Source organism: Salinibacterium sp. SWN248, from assembly GCF_015864575.1.
Lineage (GTDB): Bacteria > Actinomycetota > Actinomycetes > Actinomycetales > Microbacteriaceae > Rhodoglobus.
The window spans coordinates 1,570,028-1,589,939 of the sequence record NZ_JADYWW010000001.1 but is presented as its reverse complement, the minus strand read 5'-3'; the positions used below and the strand labels follow the sequence as shown (position 1 = coordinate 1,589,939).

The 19,912-nt window shown below is 61.9% G+C and carries 19 protein-coding genes; 5 read left to right on the top strand and 14 right to left on the bottom strand.

What is annotated here, in order from left to right:
* The first annotated feature begins 91 nt into the window (after positions 1–91).
* The gene (locus I6E73_RS07630) at positions 92–1,327 is read left to right on the top strand and encodes a beta-ketoacyl synthase (protein WP_197124340.1); all 1,236 of its coding nucleotides are present in this window, start codon (positions 92–94) and stop codon (positions 1,325–1,327) included.
* A 130-nt stretch (positions 1,328–1,457) separates the two neighbouring features.
* Here the strand turns inward: I6E73_RS07630 and I6E73_RS07625 are convergent, their stop codons facing one another.
* From I6E73_RS07625 to I6E73_RS07590, 8 genes are all read right to left on the bottom strand, one after another.
* The gene (locus I6E73_RS07625; protein ID WP_197124338.1) at positions 1,458–2,195 is read right to left on the bottom strand and encodes an SDR family oxidoreductase; all 738 of its coding nucleotides are present in this window, start codon (positions 2,193–2,195) and stop codon (positions 1,458–1,460) included.
* A gap of 203 nt (positions 2,196–2,398) precedes the next feature.
* Positions 2,399–2,554, bottom strand: a complete 156-nt coding sequence (locus tag I6E73_RS07620; RefSeq protein ID WP_197124336.1) for a hypothetical protein — start codon at positions 2,552–2,554, stop codon at positions 2,399–2,401.
* Positions 2,555–2,556: 2 nt separating this feature from the next.
* The gene (locus I6E73_RS07615) at positions 2,557–3,060 is read right to left on the bottom strand and encodes a DUF3145 domain-containing protein (protein ID WP_197124334.1); all 504 of its coding nucleotides are present in this window, start codon (positions 3,058–3,060) and stop codon (positions 2,557–2,559) included.
* Between the two features lie 195 nt (positions 3,061–3,255).
* The gene (locus I6E73_RS07610; RefSeq protein ID WP_197124332.1) at positions 3,256–4,098 is read right to left on the bottom strand and encodes an ABC transporter ATP-binding protein; all 843 of its coding nucleotides are present in this window, start codon (positions 4,096–4,098) and stop codon (positions 3,256–3,258) included.
* Entirely contained in the window at positions 4,095–4,949 is an 855-nt protein-coding gene (locus I6E73_RS07605) for an ABC transporter ATP-binding protein (protein ID WP_197124330.1), read from the bottom strand. The genes I6E73_RS07610 and I6E73_RS07605 overlap by 4 nt, the downstream gene beginning before the upstream one ends.
* A complete protein-coding gene (locus I6E73_RS07600) occupies positions 4,946–5,800 on the bottom strand; it encodes an ABC transporter permease (RefSeq protein WP_197105781.1) in 855 nt (284 codons plus the stop codon). Before I6E73_RS07600 ends, I6E73_RS07605 begins: the two co-directional genes overlap by 4 nt.
* Complete coding sequence (locus I6E73_RS07595) at positions 5,797–6,858, bottom strand: ABC transporter permease (protein WP_197105782.1); 1,062 nt, start codon at positions 6,856–6,858, stop codon at positions 5,797–5,799. The genes I6E73_RS07600 and I6E73_RS07595 overlap by 4 nt, the downstream gene beginning before the upstream one ends.
* Before the next feature lie 14 nt (positions 6,859–6,872).
* Complete coding sequence (locus I6E73_RS07590; protein WP_197124328.1) at positions 6,873–8,435, bottom strand: ABC transporter substrate-binding protein; 1,563 nt, start codon at positions 8,433–8,435, stop codon at positions 6,873–6,875.
* A 113-nt stretch (positions 8,436–8,548) separates the two neighbouring features.
* On the opposite strand from I6E73_RS07590, the gene I6E73_RS07585 reads away from it, so the two are divergent.
* The gene (locus I6E73_RS07585; protein WP_307784252.1) at positions 8,549–9,157 is read left to right on the top strand and encodes an Lrp/AsnC family transcriptional regulator; all 609 of its coding nucleotides are present in this window, start codon (positions 8,549–8,551) and stop codon (positions 9,155–9,157) included.
* A 4-nt stretch (positions 9,158–9,161) separates the two neighbouring features.
* Here the strand turns inward: I6E73_RS07585 and I6E73_RS07580 are convergent, their stop codons facing one another.
* Complete coding sequence (locus I6E73_RS07580) at positions 9,162–9,911, bottom strand: hypothetical protein (protein WP_307784251.1); 750 nt, start codon at positions 9,909–9,911, stop codon at positions 9,162–9,164.
* Between the two features lie 275 nt (positions 9,912–10,186).
* Between I6E73_RS07580 and I6E73_RS07575 the strand changes: the two genes are divergently transcribed.
* The gene (locus tag I6E73_RS07575) at positions 10,187–10,825 is read left to right on the top strand and encodes a PadR family transcriptional regulator (protein ID WP_197124324.1); all 639 of its coding nucleotides are present in this window, start codon (positions 10,187–10,189) and stop codon (positions 10,823–10,825) included.
* Between the two features lie 50 nt (positions 10,826–10,875).
* Here I6E73_RS07575 and I6E73_RS07570 read toward each other — a convergent pair whose 3' ends face one another.
* The 3 genes from I6E73_RS07570 to aceA form a co-directional block, all read right to left on the bottom strand.
* On the bottom strand, positions 10,876–12,558 hold the full coding sequence (locus I6E73_RS07570) for a bifunctional 3'-5' exonuclease/DNA polymerase (RefSeq protein ID WP_197124322.1): 1,683 nt from the start codon (positions 12,556–12,558) through the stop codon (positions 10,876–10,878).
* 125 nt (positions 12,559–12,683) lie between these two features.
* Positions 12,684–14,303, bottom strand: a complete 1,620-nt coding sequence (gene aceB / locus I6E73_RS07565) for a malate synthase A (RefSeq protein ID WP_231600589.1) — start codon at positions 14,301–14,303, stop codon at positions 12,684–12,686.
* Between the two features lie 80 nt (positions 14,304–14,383).
* On the bottom strand, positions 14,384–15,685 hold the full coding sequence (gene aceA, locus I6E73_RS07560) for an isocitrate lyase (RefSeq protein ID WP_197109862.1): 1,302 nt from the start codon (positions 15,683–15,685) through the stop codon (positions 14,384–14,386).
* A gap of 142 nt (positions 15,686–15,827) precedes the next feature.
* Between aceA and I6E73_RS07555 the strand changes: the two genes are divergently transcribed.
* Positions 15,828–17,297 (top strand): helix-turn-helix transcriptional regulator, encoded by a 1,470-nt coding sequence (locus I6E73_RS07555; RefSeq protein ID WP_197124320.1) that lies wholly within the window; start codon positions 15,828–15,830, stop codon positions 17,295–17,297.
* 56 nt (positions 17,298–17,353) lie between these two features.
* Here the strand turns inward: I6E73_RS07555 and I6E73_RS07550 are convergent, their stop codons facing one another.
* The gene (locus I6E73_RS07550; protein ID WP_197124318.1) at positions 17,354–18,181 is read right to left on the bottom strand and encodes a DUF1684 domain-containing protein; all 828 of its coding nucleotides are present in this window, start codon (positions 18,179–18,181) and stop codon (positions 17,354–17,356) included.
* 113 nt (positions 18,182–18,294) lie between these two features.
* Complete coding sequence (locus tag I6E73_RS07545) at positions 18,295–19,653, bottom strand: CoA transferase (protein ID WP_197124316.1); 1,359 nt, start codon at positions 19,651–19,653, stop codon at positions 18,295–18,297.
* A gap of 34 nt (positions 19,654–19,687) precedes the next feature.
* Between I6E73_RS07545 and I6E73_RS07540 the strand changes: the two genes are divergently transcribed.
* The gene (locus I6E73_RS07540; protein WP_197124314.1) at positions 19,688–19,876 is read left to right on the top strand and encodes a PLDc N-terminal domain-containing protein; all 189 of its coding nucleotides are present in this window, start codon (positions 19,688–19,690) and stop codon (positions 19,874–19,876) included.
* Positions 19,877–19,912: the final 36 nt, after the last annotated feature.

Here is a 19,912-nt window from a genome sequence, read left to right as displayed (position 1 = left end):
AACCGCACTCACTGCGGTTGGCCTCCGCGCAGCACTCCAGGAGTCTGCCGTTGGTGGGCTTTCTGAGCCATGCACTCAAAAGGAACGTGAAATGACCAAAAAGATCGTTGTCACCGGTATCGGTGCCACCACGCCCATCGGCGGAACCGCGACCGAGTCGTGGAACGCCCTTCTCGCTGGCGAATCCGGAGCCCGCTCACTCGAGCAGGACTGGGTTGAAAAGTACTCTCTCCCCGTAACGTTTGCGGCGCAGGCAAAAGTGCGCCCAGAAGAGGTTTTGGAGCGCGTCGAGTACAAGCGACTCGATCCTTCCAGCCAGTTCGCTCTCATCTCGGCTCGTGAAGCCTGGGCGGACGCTGGCTCACCTGACGTCGACCCCGAGCGTATTGGTGTTGACTATTCCACCGGAATCGGCGGACTCTGGACGCTTCTCGACGCCTGGGACACCCTGCGTGAAAAGGGCCCGCGTCGCGTTCTGCCCATGACTATCCCCATGCTCATGCCGAACGCTGCTGCGGCCGCGATCAGCATGGCTATCCCCTCACGTGCCTACGCGCGCACTGACGTTTCCGCCTGTGCTTCCAGCACCGAGGCCCTCGCTAACGCCTACGCGCACCTGCAGGCCGGACTCGCGGATGTCGTCATTGCTGGTGGAACTGAAGCTGTCGTGCATCCTCTGCCGATCGCCGCCTTCGCGTCGATGCAAGCGCTCTCGAAGCGCAATGACGACCCGGCTACCGCCTCACGCCCCTACGACGTCTCCCGCGATGGTTTCGTTCTCGGCGAAGGAGCGGCGACGCTCGTTCTCGAGACTGAGGAGCACGCTCTCGCCCGTGGCGCTCGCATTTACGCTGAGCTCGCCGGTGGCGCTGTAACGAGCGACTCGTTCCACATCACCGCTCCCGACCCCGAGGGAACCGCCGCAGCACGCGCCGTGCGCGACGCCCTCGACGCCGCCGGAGCAACGCCAGACGACGTTACCCACATCAACGCTCACGCCACGAGCACGCCCGTCGGCGACATTGCCGAGTACAAAGCGCTCCTGCGCATCTTCGGCGATCACCTGCCCAACATTCCCGTCTCGGCCACGAAGGGCGCCACAGGCCACCTTCTGGGCGGCACGGGGGCACTCGAGGCGATCTTCACGGTTCTCGCGCTCCACCACCGCACAGCGCCCCCGACGATCAACCTCACCAACCAGGACCCTGCGATCCCGCTGGATGTCGTCACGTCGCCTCGCGACCTCGGCGCCGGCCCGCAGTTGGCCATCAGCAACTCGTTCGGCTTCGGCGGACACAACGCTGTCGCCGCATTCCGCTCGGTCTAGCCACGGAGCCAGCTCGGCCGCTCTAGCGAATTGAGCCTTAACGAAGAATCGCCCGCCCGATCATTGATCGGGCGGGCGATATCTCGTTGAGCGTCGTTAGTGCGTGCGCACGCTCCGTGAGGTTCGTGAGCTAGTTGACCGCACCGTCTCCGGCGAGAACACCACCGTCGATGATGAACTCGGAGCCGGTGGAGTAACTGGCGTCGTCGCTGGCCAGGAAGAGAACCATTTTGGTGACTTCTTCTGGCTCTCCGAGACGAGGGATCGGTGTGCTTGAGTCGTCGATCTCCAAGCCGTCGGTCATCGGAGTCCGGATGTTTCCCGGGTGGACCGAGTTGACCCGCACACCTTGGTGGCCGAGTTCCATCGCGACTGATTTCGTCAAACCGCGAAGGCCAAACTTGGAGGCAGTGTAGCCGTGGAGGGCGGCGAAGCCCTGCATTCCGGCCGTCGACGAGATGTTCACAATCGAGGAGGTCTCGTTCTTGACCAGTTCCGGTGCCGCCGACTTGATGCCGAGGAAGGCGCCGGTGAGGTTGATCCCGATGATCAGCGACCAGTCCTTAGCGGTATAGGTGTCGAGGGTGCCGAAGTTAGCGATACCCGCGTTGTTGATCAGAACGTTGAGGCCACCAAAGGTGTCGACAGCCAGCTTCACTGCTGCAAGCCACTCATCTTCGTTCGTGACATCGAGGTGGGCGTAAACGGCGCTCTCGCCGAGTTCGTCTGCGAGAGTCTGACCCTCAGCATCCAAAACGTCAGTGATGACAACCTTGCCACCCTCGGCGACGATGGCACGGCTGTGCGACTCGCCCATTCCGCGGGCACCACCGCTGATGAGAACTACTTTTCCGTCAAAACGAGACATGATGTTCCTTCCAAATCCTGAAATAGTTTCAGCCGGAAGAACAAGGTCCGAGGACCCGGGGACGGTCCGTTGTGGCAACCGTGCCCGAATACTTCCGGCCACGCCTCAACGCTACGCCGTGAGTCGGCTGGGCGCGACCTGAACGGCACGCTCGCAGCGAACCATCAGTCACACACAGGTGCAGATGGATGCAGCGACCAGTTCTAAAGGATTGAACGGCACCCGTCGTGCAGAGTGCACTCGCCATCGAACGTCGAGTCGACGGAGTCGAGCACGACGTCCACGCAGTCGCGCCATTCGATGAGCGGAATCCGTGTGTCAGCCACTACCTCAGAGACAGTCGTACGTTCGGAAATCATCGTCAACCGACCTTGTGAAGCCACACAACTGCAGAATCTTGACTGGCGTGACGGAACGACTCAAGTTCGTCATCCCACGCCTGACCGAGAGCGAGACGAAGTTCACGGTGCAAATCGAAGGCATCGGAGCCCGCAGCCTCCATGGCGTAGCGGAGACGATCCTCGGGGATCACCATGTTGCCAACGCTGTCGGTCTGCGCGAAGAAAATACCAAGGTCGGGAGTGTGCATCCAGCGTCCGCCGTCGGAACCTGGGCTGGGATCTTCGGTGACCTCGAACCGGAGGTGCTCCCACCCGCGCAATGCCGAAGCGAGCGTGGCGCCAGAACCCTGGGGGCCCTCCCAGTAGAACTCAGCACGCTGAGAACCCCTGAGCACGGGTTGATCGTCCCAGTTGAAGTTCACGGCACGTTCAAGAGCGCGACCAGCAGCCCACTCAATGTGTGGGCAGAGCGCGCGAGGGGCAGAGTGCACATAGAGCACTCCGCGAGCGTTTTGTGCAGTCACGATATCTCCGTTCCGTTGGATGCGACTTCCCCATCGACCCACGAACGGTGCCTGTGACGGCACATGGCTGTTAAATTGTGCGGCGAACCGCTTGGGGACATTATCCCCGAAGAATCCGCCAAAACACAAGCATGTAGTTACATTTACGGGATTTGGACGCGAACGGGCCCGCGCGAAAGCACGGGCAGCCGTGGATCAGGCGCGGTTGAGGGCCTCAGGAAGCGTCATCCGCCACTCTTCTGGAGCCTCTGCAGCCGGAGCGGCAGGCAACGTGCCGGTGCCATCCGGTTCCGGGATCGCCGAGATGAGGGCACGAGTGTACGGGTGCCTGGGATCATTCCAAATGAGGTCGGAGACTCCGGACTCGACGACCTTTCCGCGATACATCACGACAGTGCGGTCGGCAATGAGCCGCACAATCGCAAGGTCGTGAGAGATAAAAAGCAGCCCTGCGCCGGCATCGAGCGCGAGCTTGCGCATCATGTCAGCGACGGATGCTTGACTCGACGCATCCAGAGCAGAAATCGGTTCGTCGGCGACCAAGAGATCAGGGCGCGCAGCCAAAGCACGTGCGATAGCAACGCGCTGGCGTTGCCCGCCCGACAGTTCGTGAGCGTAGCGGGACACCATCTCGGTGGGAAGTCCGACGCGTTCGAGCCACTCTTCGGGCTGCGAGCCTTCATCGCCACGTTCAACGGCGGCACGGATACCCTCAGAAATCTGCTGACCGACGCGAACACGCGGGTTAAGCGACGAGTTCGGATCTTGAAAGACCATCTGAATCGAGGTGAACTGCGCACGACGACGACGCACTCCAAGCAAAGGGACCTCGGCACCACGGTAGGTCACCGCGCCAGCCCGAGGCTTTTCCATGCCTACGACAGCGCGCGCGAGACTCGATTTGCCGCAACCGCTCTCCCCCACGAGTGCGAGCACTTCGCCGGGAGCAATCGTGAGCGACACTTCGTCGACAGCGCGCACTACGGTCGCGCCGTGGTACTCGATAACGAGGTCTGAAACCTCAAGCAGTTCGGTCATTCGGTTGCCTCCTCGAAGCCGGCGGCGCCCGGAAGCGACGCGAGCAGCTCACGCGTGTAGGCGTGCTGTGGGTTAGCGAAAATCTCTTGGCGCACAGCGGACTCGACAACTTCGCCGTGCCGCATCACCGCGATGTCGTCGGCGATGGCGCTCATGACACCCAAGTCGTGGGTCACCAACAGCACCGCGAGTTGACGCTCATCGGCCAAGTCACGCAGCAAATGCAGGATGCCCGCCTGAACGGTCACGTCGAGCGCCGTTGTAGGTTCGTCAGCTAGCAGAACGATCGGGTCGCAGGCCAGCGCAATCGCGATTGCGATCCTCTGACGTTGCCCGCCCGAGAACTGGTGCGGATAACGGGCAAGGGCTTCCGCAGGGTTCGGCACCCTCACGCGCTCGAGCAACTCGATAGCGTGAGCGCGAGCCTGCTTCTTCGACAGTTTGAGGTGTCGAGTCACATGATCGGTCAACTGCACGCCAACCGTGAGCTGCGGGTGCAAGCTCGACGAAGGGTCCTGGAAGATCATCGCGATGCGGCGACCACGAATCTCGTTCAGCTGACGATGAGTCATCCCAACGAGCTCGGTGTCGTTCAAGCGAATAGACCCGCCAACAACCGCATTGCTCGGCAACAAGCCCAACATCGCGAGCGACGTGACCGTCTTGCCCGAGCCCGACTCCCCCGCGAGACCCTGAATGCGTCCGGGGGTGAGTGTGAGGCTGATGCCTTTAACGATGGACTTCAGGTTCTTACGGGAGCCGATGCCGATCGTGAGCTCGTCAACAGTGAGCACCGGCGCGGTGGCTGCCGCTGCGGCATCCGCAGTCTGAGGTGTTGTGATGTCGCTCATGACCGAGCCCCCGCTCGCGATACCTGGGAGGTGGGGTCGAAAATGTCACGCAGCGAGTCGCCCACGAAGTTGAAGGCCATCACCACAGTGAGAATGGCGAGACCGGGGAACAACCCGATCCACCAGCTATCGAAGTTCTGGATGGCCGCGGAAATCATTGAGCCCCACTCGGCCGTTGGTGGCTGAGCGCCGAGACCCAAGAACGAGAGGCCGGAGAGCAACAGGATTGCCGTTCCCACATCGAGGCTCGCGAGAACAAGAATCGGACCAACCACGTTGGGGGCGATGTCGACGCGCAAGGTTTTGAATGGCGAGAAGCCCATAAGGCGCCCGGCCATGACGTAGTTCTGGGTTCGAAGCCCCAACACAATGCTCCGTGTCATTCGCGCATATTGCGGCCACGAGACAACAAAAGCTGCGATCACCGCATTGAAGAGCGACGGGCCAAGGGCTGCTGCAACGACCATCGCAAGGATGACCGTGGGAAACGCCATCACGAGGTCCGTCAGGCGCATCAGCAACTCGTCGACCCACTTGCCGAAGTAACCGGCGATCGCGCCGATGAGGGTTCCGACCGCGAGCGACATGAGCACAAGCATGAGGGCCAGCGGGATAGTGACGCTGGCACCGGTCATGAGGCGCGAGAAGATGTCGCGACCGAGAGCATCCGTGCCCATGAGGGTGTCGATGCCGGGAGCCTGCAGTCGAGGCAAATCTTGCGACAGCGGGTCAAACGGAACCCACAACCGGGCAGTGAAGGCAATGCCCACCCACGTGATGGCGATTACAGCGCCAATGACACCGAGCGGAGTGATCCACGCGGCAGGAATCTTTAGCCAACGCGTTCTCATGCGAGCCTCACCCTCGGGTCGAGTACACCGTAAAGCAGGTCGACGGCGAAGTTGATGGACAGGTAGACAACACCGACGACGAGACCGACGCCCATGACACCGGGCAGGTCGAGGCTCGTTGCCGAGTTATAGGCGTAGCTGCCGAGGCCAGGCCAGGCGAACACTGCCTCAACGAGCACCGTGCCCGACAGGAGTGTTCCGAAGGCGAGACCGACGATAGTGAGGATGGGCAGCGATGCACCGCGCAACACGTAGCCGAAGAGCAAGCGTGAGCCGCTGAGGCCCTTGGCGCGCCCGGCACGAACATAGTCGGCATCCAGCACTTCGAGAACGGAGGTTCGCACGAAGCGCGTGAGAAGGCCGATCGTGAAGAGCGACAACACGAAGACCGGAAGCATGAGGTGAGCAAGCGCGTCAGTGAACGTGACCCACTGGCCGGCCAGCAGAGCGTCGGCCGTGTAGAAACCCGTCACTGTGGGCGGCGGTGCCAGCGCCGGCGAGAGCCGCCCCGAACCAGGCGCGATGCGCAACTGGAGGAAGAAGAAATTGAAGCTGACCAGTGCCATCCAGAATGTAGGGATGCTGAGGCCGATCAACGAAAAGACGCGAACAAGTTGGTCACTGATTTTGCCGCGGCGGTAGGCCGCGAGCGAACCGAGAGCAACGCCGATGCCGAGGCTCACGATGATGGCCAGCAGGGCGATCTCCACAGTGGCAGGAACGGCCTTGGCCAGATCGTCGGCCACAGGCTGGGTCGTACGCAACGAGATACCCATGTCGCCTTGGAACAGTCCACCAATGTAGTTGGCGTACTGAACCGGAAGCGGCTGATCAAGCCCGCGCTCCTTGATATAAGCCTCAACAGTGGCGGGGTTGCTCGCCGCCCCTTCACCGAGCGCTGCCGCAATGGGGTCACCCGGCACAAGGTTCGCGAGAGCGAATGTGACGATGGTGACTCCGAAGAGGAGCAGGACTGAGGTTCCGAGGCGACGAAGCAGGTACCCGACCAGAGGTGATCTGGCCGAGTACCTGCGAGTCGCGCGGGGTGTATTTCCCACGCTAGAGATTCTTTCTACTTAGCTTGCAGTTCAGCGATGTCCATCGTCCATGTGGAGTTGTAGGCAACTCCATCAATGTACGAGGCGGTCGCAATGTTCGAGCCAGGAACGATCAACGGAACGAACGGGCCACGCTGCTGCAGCGCTTCAGCGAAGTTGCTGAAGGCAGTCTCGCGCTCGTCGAAGTTCGTGGCGTTCTCTGCTGCTGCAGCGAGGTTCACAACGTCGCTGTCCTGCTCGGCAGTCCAACCAGCGCGCAGTCCGACCTTCTGTCCGGCCGAGAACGGCAGGAAGTTGGCCGAGTCGGCGTAGTCAGGGCCCCAGAACCAGATGCTGAAAGCTTCGGTTCCGTTGACGTAGCTGTCGATCTGAGTCGTGAACGGTGCCGGAGCGAGCTCGATAGTGATTCCAGCATCCGCAAGCTGCGACTGAATGCGCTCAGCGAGCGGGGTGAAGCTCACGCCACCAACCGGGTAGTCGTTCGGGTACTCGAGGGTGATGCTCTCACCGTCGTAGCCGGATGCGTCGAGCGATGCTGCTGCAGCGTCGAGGTCCTGCTCAACACCGCTCTCCAGCGCGCCGAGGAACGACGGCGGGATTACGCCAGTTGCCTGCTCGGAACCTGCACCAGCAAGCTCAAGGAGAGCCGGGTAGTCGAGGGCGTAGCGAACGGCGTTAGCGAAGTCGGGGTTGGAGGTAACTCCACCCACTTCTTCGCTCTGGTTGATCAGCAAGAAGATGGTCTGTGCCGACGGAGTCGAGAACACGTTGATGCCATCGCTCAAGCTGGCGACCTGGTCACCGCTGAGGTCAACGGCTACCTGCGAGTCGTCGCCCTCAAGGTTGATCTTCTGGGTTGCAGCCTCAGAAACGTTACGGATGACAACGCGAGTGAAGTCGATGTCTTCGTCACCGTTGTAGTTCTCGTTCTCAGTGAGAACAACCTGCGACTCGAAGTTAACCGTGTCGAGGATGTACGGGCCGGAACCCGCCGACGTCTCGTTCAAGAATGCTTCAGCAGCATCCGAATCATCGGTCGTTCCGCCGTTTTCAATAACGAGAGCGGAATTCAGGATGGCGAGCGACGGGTTAGTCATGAGGGCGGGGAGCTTGAGCGACGGGGTCTCCGTGCTGAGCTCAACGGTCATGTCGTCGATCTTGGTGACGGTGATGCCGTTCATCAAGAAGTTCGCCTTGCTCTCGGTCATACCGGCGACGCGGTTGAGCGAGAAGACAACGTCTTCAGCGGTGATTGCTGAACCGTCGGAGAAGACGCGACCATCTTTGAGCGTGAAGGTGAAGGCTGTTGCGTCTTCGTTCGACTCATAGGAGGCGAGGCCATCAACGGGGGTCGACTCGTCGGAGCCGGCGAAGTCGAGGAGCGTCTCGTAGAGAGCCTTCGACACCATGTACCCGGTGGGCACGTAGTTGCGACCAGGGTCGCTGGTCTCGAGCGTGAAAGCGGTGTCAATAACGATGCTGTCGCTTGCTTCGGGTGCTGCTGCAGCGCAACCGGCGAGTGCCAGTGATGCAGTTAGCCCGAATGCGGCCGCTACGTAGCGGAACTTAGTGCGCAAAGGGAACTCCTTGGTGGTTATAGAACAGCCTCTGGACGGCTGTGCTTGAGATTGGCACAATTCCCGCTAGTCTGTCCAATCAAAGGCGCAATCATTCAGACCATGAGTTAAACATGAGGGAGATTTCACACAATATGTCCAGTAAAGGCACTAACGGCTCACCCACCGCTGGACAATCTCCGTCGGAATTGGACGAGATCAACCTGAAGATATTGAGTGAACTCCGCTATAACGGACGAATATCAATGTCGGCTCTCGCAGAGAAGGTAAATGTCTCCCGCGCCAATGTGTACACGCGCGTTGAGCAGCTGATGACAGACGGCGTCATTACCGGCTTCAGCGCCCAAATTGATCCCGCTAAAGCGGGGCTCGGCATCTGCGCACTCGTGTTTCTCTCGGTGCATCCGCAAACCTGGGCGAGCTTTCGCGACCGCATCACCAACATGACTGAAATCGAGTCCTGCCGCATTACGACGGGCGAACACGACGCAATGCTGTTGATTCGCGGACACGAGGTCGGCGCGATTCACGACTTCATCGTGGGAGTTCTCTCCGTGCTCCCCGAAGTGAAGTCACTCGAGACCGTGCTGGTACTCGATGAGGTCTTCCAACGGCCCTACCTGCTGCCCTCGGACCTGCCCGAGCGGCCGCAAGAGCCGGCACAGCTGGGCCTCACCCGCTTTACGCGGGCAGATCCCAACCGCGCGGGGCTCAACAACTAGCTCGCTAGACGACCTGAACGCACACGCTCTTGCCAGGCACGCCATCGAGCACGAACTCCTCGACGAGCTCAAGGCGGCCATCAGCACGTGACCCGAGAGTCGTGCTGCTGTCGCCCAGCAGGGTCGCGTCGCTCGCGATGACGTGGTGAACGAAGAACTCATCGAGCACACCGTCGCGGTAACGACCGACGCACCGACCAGCCGTCACGGTGTCACCGAAGTAGAAACCCCAGACAACGCCGGAGTTCTCGTCGAACTCGAACTGGGTTGGCTCAGCACTGACAGTGCTCGCCGTCGACTCTTCGAGGATGAAGGTGGTGCCGTCAAGCTGAGGACTGCTGCGCTGAGCAGGGTCAAGCTCTGGCCACGCGCCACGGCGATCTGCCTCGACGCAAATGCTGACCTGAGCTTCGCCGTTTTTCTCGAATTCTTCGAACAGCTCAAGCTTGCCGTCGGCGTTCCAACGGATGGTGCTTGAGGCCATTCCGAGCACGACGTCGTCGCTTGCGGCCAGGCGGTGAGCAAAGCGAATCGACACAACATCGCCATCGCGACGACCGACGAAGCGCCCGAGAGCGACGGTGTCTCCGTAGTACTCACCCCAGACCATCTGGCCGTCTTGGTGGTAGCGGAATCGCGTAGGAGAAGTCGTAGAGACGGCGCTTCCCGATGACGAGGTCAAGATGAATTCGCGATCGTTGATCGACTCAGGAACAGGCTGGGCCGCTGCGGCGGCTACGGGGGCATCACTCACGCAGATGAGTATGGGGCTACAAGTCGGTCTGCACGAAATCCGCGGCGAAGAGTCCAGTTCATCCAGCGCACACCGCGCCGGCGTGGACGTTCTGTAAGCAAATCCGCCGTGTTGGGCTCCGTTAATCCATCCTGAAATATCGGCCCCGACACCACAATGGCGGCACTACCTCGGCGCGAAGAAACCGACACACCGGGCAGTAGCGGCCGAGCATCCACCCCGTCGCTATGGTCAGTTACTACATACTCAGTATCGACTTACCCGGAAGGTCTGGCATGTCAATCCGCCACAGTTTGCTCTCAATCTTGGCGCAAGGCCCCTGCTACGGCTATCAGTTGCGTTCCGAATTCGACCGGCGAACCGGATCAACTTGGCCGCTCAATGTTGGGCAGATTTACAACACGCTCGACCGACTCGTGCGGGATGGCCTCGTGACGAAGACAAGCGCACCCGTTGACTCGGGACCTGATGCTACGCAACAGACCTACTACACGATTACGGACGCGGGAAAGATCGAAGCCGAGCACTGGCTCAACAGCCCCGTCGACAGCTACTCCGTCAGTCGCGATGAACTCGCCATCAAACTCGCTATCGCCGTCACACTGCCCGACGTTGACGCGCACACCGTGATCGAGCACCAGCGTCAGGCAACACGGGGCGCCATCGACGCTCTCTCCCTCACCGTTGAGGTACGGGAAGACGCTCGCGATGCCAGCCAGTTTGCCGAGCAACTCGTCACTGATTCACTCTGTGCGCACGCCGAAGCAGAGCTGCTGTGGCTTGATCGTGTCGAGGCGACTCTGACGACCGCCCAATCACATGGCCTCGTTGAAGCGTTTCCCCTGAACCTCACCAAGCCCAAACGGGGTCGCCCGGCGACGACTGCCCCGACGAACGAAGCGGCGATCGCCTAACCGCTCCGAACGATGCTTCCCGCTAGAATTTCGCGGCTCCGTGCGCGCCGCTATTTGGCGTGATCGTAGCGATCGACGATAGCGGTCGTGAGCGGGAACGTGACGGGGATGTCGCCAAATATGAGGCGGCCAGCATCCGCCGCCGCTGCGGTCACGTGCTCGGCGACGCTGTCTGCCAGCTCGGCCGGAGCATGCACAACGACCTCGTCGTGCAGGAAAAACACGAGGTGTGGCGCGTCGGTAAGCCAGGCGTTATCCGAAAGCTGACTGAGTCGATTACGGATGCTCGCCATCCAGCAGAGCGCCCACTCGGCAGCGGTTCCCTGCACGATAAAGTTTCGCGTAAAGCGGCCCCACGACCGCCCCCGTTCTTGCGAGGCAGCTCGTTGCGCCGGAGACTGAGAGTCGTCATACGCTGCGGCATGTTTCCCTGGCGGTGAACTGCGGCCAAGTTGCGTGCTCACGACTTCGCCTCGCTCACCGGCTCGAGCTGCCTGCTCGACGAGAGCAATCGCCTGCGGGTAAGCCCGAGCGAGCCGCGGCATCAATCGGCCGCTCTCCCCCGAGGTGGCACCATACATTGCGCCGAGCATCGCGAGTTTGGCGTGGGCGCGGGTGTCGACAGCTCCACTCGCCACGATGCCTTCGTAGAGATCACCGGATGCTCCGGCTGCGACCATTCCGCGGTCACCGGCCATTGCCGCGAGGATGCGGGGCTCGAGTTGCGAGGCATCCGCGACGACAAATTTCCAGCCCGGATCGGCCCTGACCGCCCCGCGAATGAGATGCGGAAGCTGCAAGGCCCCACCACCGCTGGTCGCCCAACGGCCGGTCACGACACCGCCGGGAACATAGTCGGGGCGAAAGCGCCCGTCGACAACCCACGAGTCGAGCCACGACCATCCGTTGGCCGTCATGAGACGTTGCAGCTTCTTGAACTCGAGCAGCGGTGCGATCACCGGATGCTTCAACTGTTTGAGCTCCCACGACCGGGTCGTGGTCGCCTGAATGCCTGCGACGCTCAATGCCCTCAGGAGTTCAGCGGGAGATTCCGGGGCCAAACGTGGCGAGTCGAGCCTGAGGCGGACCTCGTCGACGAGCGCCTGAAGCTTTGCTGGCCGCTCGCCGTCTACGCTCGGTCGCGGTCCAAGCATCTCGGTTAGAATTTCATCGTGGGCTTGGGCACTCCATGGGAGCCCAGCGAATCGCATCTCGGCGGCAATGAGCGCACCCGCCGACTCTGCCGAAAGAAGCCGTTGCAGCCGCCCGGCCTCGCGCGACGTTGCTACCGCATCCAGCTGCCGAAGAAATTCGGCCAGAACATCGAGCTCGCCATCGGCTACCTTCTGAGCGTCATCGTCGAAGTCGAACAGTGTTGAATGCTGCGGCCTGAGCGGATCCACCGGGGCCGCATGCCCAGCCTGAGCGAGGGCGTCCCAGCTGCCTGCTCGGGCCCGCGCCAGGGTGGATTCCCGAGTGAACACCGAATTGCGCAGAATGGCGTGACACAACCGCAGGTCGAAACAGCGATTGACGCGCACGCGAGCCTCGAGCAGCGACGGATACCACGCCGCCGTGTCATGCCACACCCACCGAGTGTCAGGCTGCGCAGCTTGCGTCTGCGCGACAAACGCCGCCAGATTCTCGACAGCGGGTTCGCCAACAACCGCTCCCGCAGCATCCACGCGTGTGGCGGTGAGGGTGCGGCCGCTAGTCGCGAGCACGAGGTACACGTGACTAGTCTGCCGTGCTGCGCCGACAGCGGCCGCTTATCTGCTCGCGCGAGTCACGGGCTAGCCGCGCTTTCGTGATCCTCATTGATCAGCCGAAAGCATCGCGCGGCTAGCCCATGGGCGGGTCAGGCGGCGTTCTCGCGGGGCTGTTCTACGAGGTAGCTGCTGTAGGCGCTGAGGGTGAGGAAGGTCGGGAACTCCTCTTCCAGCGTTACTTCGCGGAAGACCGCAGCGGCCTCATCAAAACGATCTCCTGGTGTGCGCTCGATCGTGGCGAACACGTGGGCGAGCTCCTCCTCGATGCTGCGGTGTGTGATGGGAGTGCCCTCCGCCGTCACCACGTGCTGGTGCATCCACTGCCAGAGTTGGCTGCGGCTGATCTCAGCGGTCGCGGCGTCCTCCATCAGGTTGTCGATCGCAGCGGCGCCGACTCCGCGGAGCCAGCTCTCGATGTAGCGCAGCGCAATAGAGACGTTGGAGCGCACTCCGGCATCCGTTACCGCACCATCGATGCGTAGGTCGAGCAGGTCATCCGCCGTCACGTGAACATCGTCGCGCAGGCGATCAACCTGGTTCGGGCGCTCCCCCAGTACCGCGTCAAACTCGGCCCTAGCGGTGGGGATGAGGTCGGGATGCGCGACCCAGGTGCCATCGAAGCCATCGGTGGCCTCGCGGCGCTTGTCGCGCGTCACGGCGTCGAGGGCACGAGCGGTCACTTCAGGGTCTCGACGGTTCGGAATGAACGCGCTCATGCCGCCGATGGCATGTGCTCCCCGCTTGTGGCAGGTCGCAACGAGCAGCTCGGTGTAGGCCCGCATGAACGGCACCGTCATCGTGATCGCCGAGCGGTCTGGGAGCACAAAGCTCGCCCCACGACCGCGGAAGTTCTTGATGATCGAGAAGATGTAATCCCAGCGACCAGCATTGAGGCCAGCACAGTGTTCGCGCAGCTCGTACAGGATCTCTTCCATCTCGAACGCCGCAGGAATCGTCTCGATCAGCACCGTCGCGCGAATGGTTCCGTGGGGAATGTTGAGAGCGTTCTCGGCGAACGTGAACACGTCGTCCCACAGGCGCGCTTCGAGGTGATTCTCAATTTTGGCGATGTAAAAGTACGGGCCACTGCCGCGCTCGATGAGTTCGTGCGCGTTATGGAATATGTAGAGCCCGAAGTCAACGAGCGAGCCGGATGCCGGCGTGCGCAACCCTGCCCGGTCGGTGTACCGGAGGTGCTTTTCTACCAGGTGCCACCCACGTGGTCGCATCACGATTGTGGGCGTCTCCTCGCCGAGAGCGTAGGTCTTGCCCTCGGGGGTCGTGAAGTCGATCTGACGACGGATCGCGTCGTGCAAATTGATTTGCCCACCGATGACGTTGTGCCACGTCGGACTTGTCGCGTCTTCCTGATCGGCAAGCCATACCTTCGCACCCGAGTTCATGGCGTTGACGGTCATCTTGCGATCGGTCGGCCCGGTGATCTCAACCCGCCGGTCATCGAGTCCAGGACCTGCGCCGGCAACACGCCAGCTGTCGTCCTCGCGAATCGCAGCGGTCTCGGGCAAGAAGCGCAAGTTGCGTCCGTTGGTGATGTGCTTGCGCGACTCCATGCGAGCCGCGAGGCGGTCATGGCGGCGACCAGCGAACTGGTCGTGCAGCCGCGTAAGGAAATGCAGTGCATCCGGAGTGAGGATGTCGTCGAATCGTTCCTCCGATTCAGCGATCGGTTCCATTCTGCGAGTAGTCATGATCTGTCCTTAGAAAATTGTGTAGTCGAGGGGTGGTGTTGCCGGCTTAGTGGCGGTGCCGGCTTAGTGGTGGTGCCGGTTTAATGAAATTGCGCCGTTTCGGTGCTGCCGACGAGGGCGAGGGTTTCGCTCGTGGGGTTGAGGGCCGTCGCGATGCGATCGAAGTACCCTGTTCCGACCTCGCGCTGGTGGCGCGTTGCCGTGTAGCCGTCTGCTTCAGACGCGAACTCTGCCTCTTGCAGTTCCACATACGCACTCATGTGACGCTCGCTGTAGCCCCGAGCCAGGGTGTACATCGAGTGGTTGAGGGCGTGGAACCCGGCAAGGGTGATGAACTGGAAGGCGTAACCCATGGCGGCCAACTCGCGCTGGAAGCTCGCGATCTGGTCGTCGTCAAGGTGACGCTTCCAGTTGAACGACGGCGAGCAGTTGTAGGCGAGCTTCTTGCCAGGGAACTCCTTGTGGATGCTTTCCGCAAAGGTGCGCGCCAACTCAAGATCAGGCTTCGCGCTCTCCACCCAGAGCAGATCTGCGTAGGGCGCGTAGGCGTGGCCGCGACTGAGGACCGTTTCGATGCCCGGAGTAGTGCGGTAGAAGCCGTCACTCGTGCGCTCCCCTGTCAAGAATGGCTTGTCGCGGTCATCCACATCGTTGGTAATGAGGTCGGCAGCAAGAGAGTCGGTGCGAGCAATGATGATGCTCGAGACACCCGCAACATCGGCGGCGAGTCGAGCCGCGTTGAGAGTGCGAACGTGCTGCGCGGTCGGGATGAGAACCTTTCCGCCCATGTGGCCACACTTCTTCTCTGATGCGAGCTGGTCTTCCCAGTGCACGCCGGCCGCTCCGGCTTCGATCATGGATGACATGAGCTCGTAGGAGTTCAGGGGCCCGCCAAAGCCGGCTTCCGCATCGGCAACGATCGGTGCCATCCAATCGATCCGCGGAGCGCCGTCCTCGGCGGTCTCGATTTGGTCGGCCCGCATCAGCGCGTTGTTGATGCGGCGCACAACGGCCGGCACGCTGTTGGCCGGGTAGAGGCTCTGGTCGGGGTAGGTCTGGCCGGAGAGGTTGGCGTCGGCGGCAACCTGCCAACCGCTGAGGTAGATCGCTTCGAGCCCGGCGCGCACTTGCTGCACGGCCTGGTTGCCGGTGAGCGCTCCCAGCGCGGCGACCCATTCGGTGTTGTCGCGCTGCAGGAGATTCCAGAGGTTCTCGGCGCCGCGACGAGCAAGCGTGCGGTCTTCCCGAACACTTCCGCGGAGGGCGATGACGTCTTCGGCGCTGAAATCGCGTTCGATTCCGTTCCAGCGCGCATCCGTCTTCCACTCGGTTTCGAGTTCGGCTGCGGTCTGGTTTTGGTCGCCGGGGCGGTTGTTCGTCATTGCTGGCTCCTTCGTCAGTGGTTCATCGGTACTTCGTTTCTTCGACTCTGGTGCCCCTGCACTAGTTCTTCACCACGATTTGTTGCAGAATTGTCATGATTCTTCTGTTTTTCGACAGAAGGCCATCAAGGAGGATGTTCGGATGACCCCACGCACGCGTACGCAGGCAGACGATGAGGACATGTTCGATTCCCTCACCGTTGGCCGCCGCATCCGTCAACTCCGCACCGATCGCGGTCTCACCCTCGATGACCTCGGTGCCGCGCTCGAGCGTGCGGCCTCTCAGGTCTCCGTTATCGAGAACGGCAAGAGAGAGCTCAAACTCAGCGAGCTGCAGAAAATCGCCCGCTTCTTCGACGTTTCGGTGGATGAACTGCTGAGCCCAGAGCCACCGTCACGGCGTGCTGCCCTCGAGATCGCTCTCGAACGCGCGCAGCGTGGCCCGCTCTACAACTCGCTCGCGCTGCCCGAGCTGCCGGTGCGCAAGACCCTCAGCGATGAGGCAATCGAAACCGTGCTCGGATTGCACGACGAATTGCAGCGCCTCCACCGCGAACGTGCGGCAACGCCAGAAGAAGCCCGCCGCGCCAACACCGAACTGCGGCGCATGATGCGCAAGCGAAACAACTACTTTGGTGAACTTGAGACGACAGCCCGAGAACTGTTGGATGCTGTTGGCCACACGGGCGGACCGCTCTCTCAGCGGGTCGCCTCCGACCTCGCCTCGCACCTCGGGTTTTCACTGCACTACGTGCCCGACCTGCCCGCGACGACGCGCAGCGTCACGGATTTGCGCAACGGCCGCATCTATCTGCCCGTCGCGCAGGCTGAGGGCACCGACCCACGCTCGACGCTGCTGCAGGCACTTGCGGGGCATGTGTTGGGCATCCGGGAGCCTGCTGACTATTCAGAGTTTCTCTACCAGCGAGTGGAGACAAACTATCTCGCTGCCGCTCTCATGGTGCCCGAGAAGACAGCGGTCGAATTCTTGACCGCGGCGAAGGCGCAACGCGAGCTCTCGGTGGAGGATCTGCGGGATGCTTTTGCCGTGCCCTACGAGACGGCGGCCCACCGCTTCACCAACCTGGCGACCGAACATTTGGGCGTTCCCGTGCACTTCTTGAAGGTGCACGAGGGTGGCACGATTTCGAAGGCCTACGAGAACGACAGCGCTGCGTTTCCTACGGATGCGCTTGGCGCGATCGAGGGTCAAATCGTGTGCCGGCAGTGGAGCGCGCGCCAAGTCTTTGATGTCGAAGACCGGTTCAGCCCCTATCACCAGTACACCGACAAGCCGGGCGGAACCTACTGGTGCACGTCGCGCATCCAGTCGGGTCGCCGCGGCGACTTCTCGGTAAGCCTCGGAACTCCGTTTGCGTCAGCAAAGTGGTTCCGTGGGCGCGACACAACGAATCGTGCCGTGTCGACGTGTCCAGATGACGGATGCTGCCGCAGCGCACCCGAGAACCTGTCGTCACGCTGGGCGCAGCATTCGATCCCGAGCGCGCGCCTCAACAGTTCGCTGCTCGCGGCAATGCCCACGGGAATGTATCCCGGCGTTGACACCACTGAAGTGTTTGAATTCTTAGAGTCGCACTCGCCGCGCCTGTAGTCGTTCGGCGGCCAGACTAGGCCGTGCGATCCCACTGCCCAACCGCCCAGAACCACCTACTCGTGCAGCAGCGAGCCGTCCTTCTTGAGTACGTTCTTTTCGCCTGCGTCAATGGCGACCGCGAAACGGTTCTGCTTCGGAGGCATGGGGCAGTTGAAGTTGTAGCTGAAAGCGCAGGGCGGCAGGATCGCGAGGTTGAAGTCGAGCACGATCGTTCCGTCGGGGTTGGGCGCAACGAAGAGGAAACGGCCAACGCTGTAGGTGTCAACGCCGCTCGTGGCATCCGCAAAGACGAGCTGAAGGGCGCGGCCCGACTTGAACGCGGCGAGGCTGTAGTCAACGCCATCCTTTGTGAACGAGATGTCACCGGGAATCGGCTGCTCACGCTCTTGACCGTTGTCTTTGATGTGCTCGAAACCAAGCGTTGTGCCCTCGGGGTTGGGCGTGAAGGTGGCCTTGATAACCCAGTCCGGGTTGTAGGCGTAGGCATCAATCGTGCCGAACTCTTGAATGGCGGGCGAGTTGGTGTCCCAGACGCGCAGCGCGTGGTTGCCTTCAGGAGCCTTGATGACGAAACCCGTGACGGTCTCACCAAAGACGATGGCGCTCGGGTTCTCGTGGCTCTTGCTGCGCACAACGGCGCTGCCCTCAACAAGCGTGCCGTCGACAACAATGTTGTCTTCTGCGGTGGCGGTGACCGTGAGCCCATCCTCGTGGGGAGCCCACGTGCCGGGCACACCCCAAATGGTCTGCTCGGCGTCGACCCACTGCGTGTTGGTCAGCGCAAGGTTGCCATTCTGCTGCACGACCGCCTGATCGCGACGTTCGCGAAAAGTTGCGAGCTTAGCTTCGGGCGTGAGCGTGGGTGCAGCAGTGTCAGTCATAAGTCCATCCTTGTTGAAGTCCATCATGCCAACCACCGCCGACACGGGATTATTTCAGGAAAGCCAGATCGATCCCGCTGAAGAAACGCATCACGCGAGCCGACAACACCACATCACGAGAGCCATGCTGCTTCGCTCGAACCCCACGCAACAGCGGGAGCCGTGAAGCGTCCAGGGCCGCCCGCGTAGGCCGGCGCAGGCACCGCACTGGTCACCCCGTCGTGAGTTGTCACCGTCGGCGTGAAGCCAGCGGATGCCGTTGGCGCGTGCCGCGGACGACGCTGCTGCACGAGTTCGGTCGCCAGTCGCGCAAGCGACACCTCCACGAGCCACGAATGACCCACATCGATGCGGCGACGCACCGCCGTCGTGATGCCGGCAGCAAGCAGATAACCGGCCGCATGATCCAGAGCCTGCGCCGGCAGGGCGCCCGGCGTTCCCTTGCCTTCACCCTCCGCCAACGCAATTCCCGTCGCCGCCTGCACGATGCTGTCGAAGCCGCGGCGTTCAGCCAGCGGTCCGACCGTTCCCCACGCGCTAAGGCGGCCCACGATAATTCCCGGGCGGCGCTCGGCGAGAGCCGCGGGCGAAAGTCCGAACTTATCTAAAGAACCGGGGCGGTAGGCGGTGAGTACGACATCCGCGGTCTCAAGCAGTTTCTCGAACGTTGCTCGGTCAGTGTCATCGTCGAGGTCGAGCAGGGCTGAGCGTTTGCCTGCGCCGGTGTCGAGGTGCTGCCACGGGATTTCGGGATGCTGCGGGCTGTCGATGCGCAGAACGTCAGCGCCCCACAGCGCCAAGGTTCGTGCCGCGACGGGCCCGGCAATCACGCGAGTGAGGTCGAGCACGCGCAGGCCTGCCAGCGGCGCATCGACGGTTGTCTCGGTGAGCTGGGCAGATTCGGTATCACCGAGCGAGGTCAGCTCGACAACGGGCAGTCCGGCCAACGCTTGGGCTTGCGGATGCTCGGCCCACTCCTCTGCGGTACGCACGACGGTCGCGACTCCCCCGGCGGCGACAACTTTCTCTTCAACGTCGGCCGCGGTCATAGCGTGGAGGGCGAGCATGAACTCGTCGGCGCCTGTCTCGGAGGGCAGCTCGAGAGCGCTCAGCAGCGCTGCGCGATGATGTGGATAGTTGGCGTGGGTGCGAACCCAACCGTCGCTGCAGGGCCAAAAGCCAGAGAGCTCAGCCCACGCCGCTACCGGTTCGCCATCCTGCCTAAAGTGTTTGTCGCTCGTGACGGCAGTCGCAACTTTGAGCGGATTCAGCTCGACGGAAGGCACCGCGCATCCGACCCTCCGCGCCGCCAGCAGCGACGCAGAAAACGACGCCGCAGCCATGGCGTCATGAACGAAGCGGCCAGAGGGCAGCACTCCTGTCAGGGGCACAGCTGTGCCTTGGTCGCGCACTAACGCGAGGGCGGCGGCATCTTCCCCGAGGGATTGCCACGCTGCATCCAGCAAACTCATAACTTGATAGTGCCATGCCCGATAGATTTAGACCATGGAACCTATTAGCTTCAGTTTTGGCATCGTTGGCCTCATCGTCTTCATCATCACTGTCGTATCAATCGCCAAGAGCACCAACCACGGTGTCGTCGGCAAGTTCCTCTGGATCCTGGTGGCGTTCTTCCTGTCAATCTTCGGTTCGATCCTGTGGCTGATCTTCGGTCGCGGCAAGGTGCGCAACTAGCCACTCCGAGCGATCGGGTAAGGGTGCGTGGCGGCG

Bases quoted from the DNA above. Each gene is read 5' to 3' on its own strand.
- I6E73_RS07630 (WP_197124340.1), top strand. From the start codon at position 92: ATGACCAAAAAGATCGTTGTCACCGGTATCGGTGCCACCACGCCCATC.
- I6E73_RS07625 (WP_197124338.1), bottom strand. From the start codon at position 2,195: ATGTCTCGTTTTGACGGAAAAGTAGTTCTCATCAGCGGTGGTGCCCGC.
- I6E73_RS07620 (WP_197124336.1), bottom strand. From the start codon at position 2,554: ATGATTTCCGAACGTACGACTGTCTCTGAGGTAGTGGCTGACACACGG.
- I6E73_RS07610 (WP_197124332.1), bottom strand. From the start codon at position 4,098: ATGACCGAACTGCTTGAGGTTTCAGACCTCGTTATCGAGTACCACGGC.
- I6E73_RS07605 (WP_197124330.1), bottom strand. From the start codon at position 4,949: ATGAGCGACATCACAACACCTCAGACTGCGGATGCCGCAGCGGCAGCC.
- I6E73_RS07600 (WP_197105781.1), bottom strand. From the start codon at position 5,800: ATGAGAACGCGTTGGCTAAAGATTCCTGCCGCGTGGATCACTCCGCTC.
- I6E73_RS07585 (WP_307784252.1), top strand. From the start codon at position 8,549: ATGAGGGAGATTTCACACAATATGTCCAGTAAAGGCACTAACGGCTCA.
- I6E73_RS07575 (WP_197124324.1), top strand. From the start codon at position 10,187: ATGTCAATCCGCCACAGTTTGCTCTCAATCTTGGCGCAAGGCCCCTGC.
- aceB (WP_231600589.1), bottom strand. From the start codon at position 14,303: ATGACTACTCGCAGAATGGAACCGATCGCTGAATCGGAGGAACGATTC.
- aceA (WP_197109862.1), bottom strand. From the start codon at position 15,685: ATGACGAACAACCGCCCCGGCGACCAAAACCAGACCGCAGCCGAACTC.
- I6E73_RS07555 (WP_197124320.1), top strand. From the start codon at position 15,828: ATGACCCCACGCACGCGTACGCAGGCAGACGATGAGGACATGTTCGAT.
- I6E73_RS07550 (WP_197124318.1), bottom strand. From the start codon at position 18,181: ATGACTGACACTGCTGCACCCACGCTCACGCCCGAAGCTAAGCTCGCA.
- I6E73_RS07545 (WP_197124316.1), bottom strand. From the start codon at position 19,653: ATGAGTTTGCTGGATGCAGCGTGGCAATCCCTCGGGGAAGATGCCGCC.
- I6E73_RS07540 (WP_197124314.1), top strand. From the start codon at position 19,688: ATGGAACCTATTAGCTTCAGTTTTGGCATCGTTGGCCTCATCGTCTTC.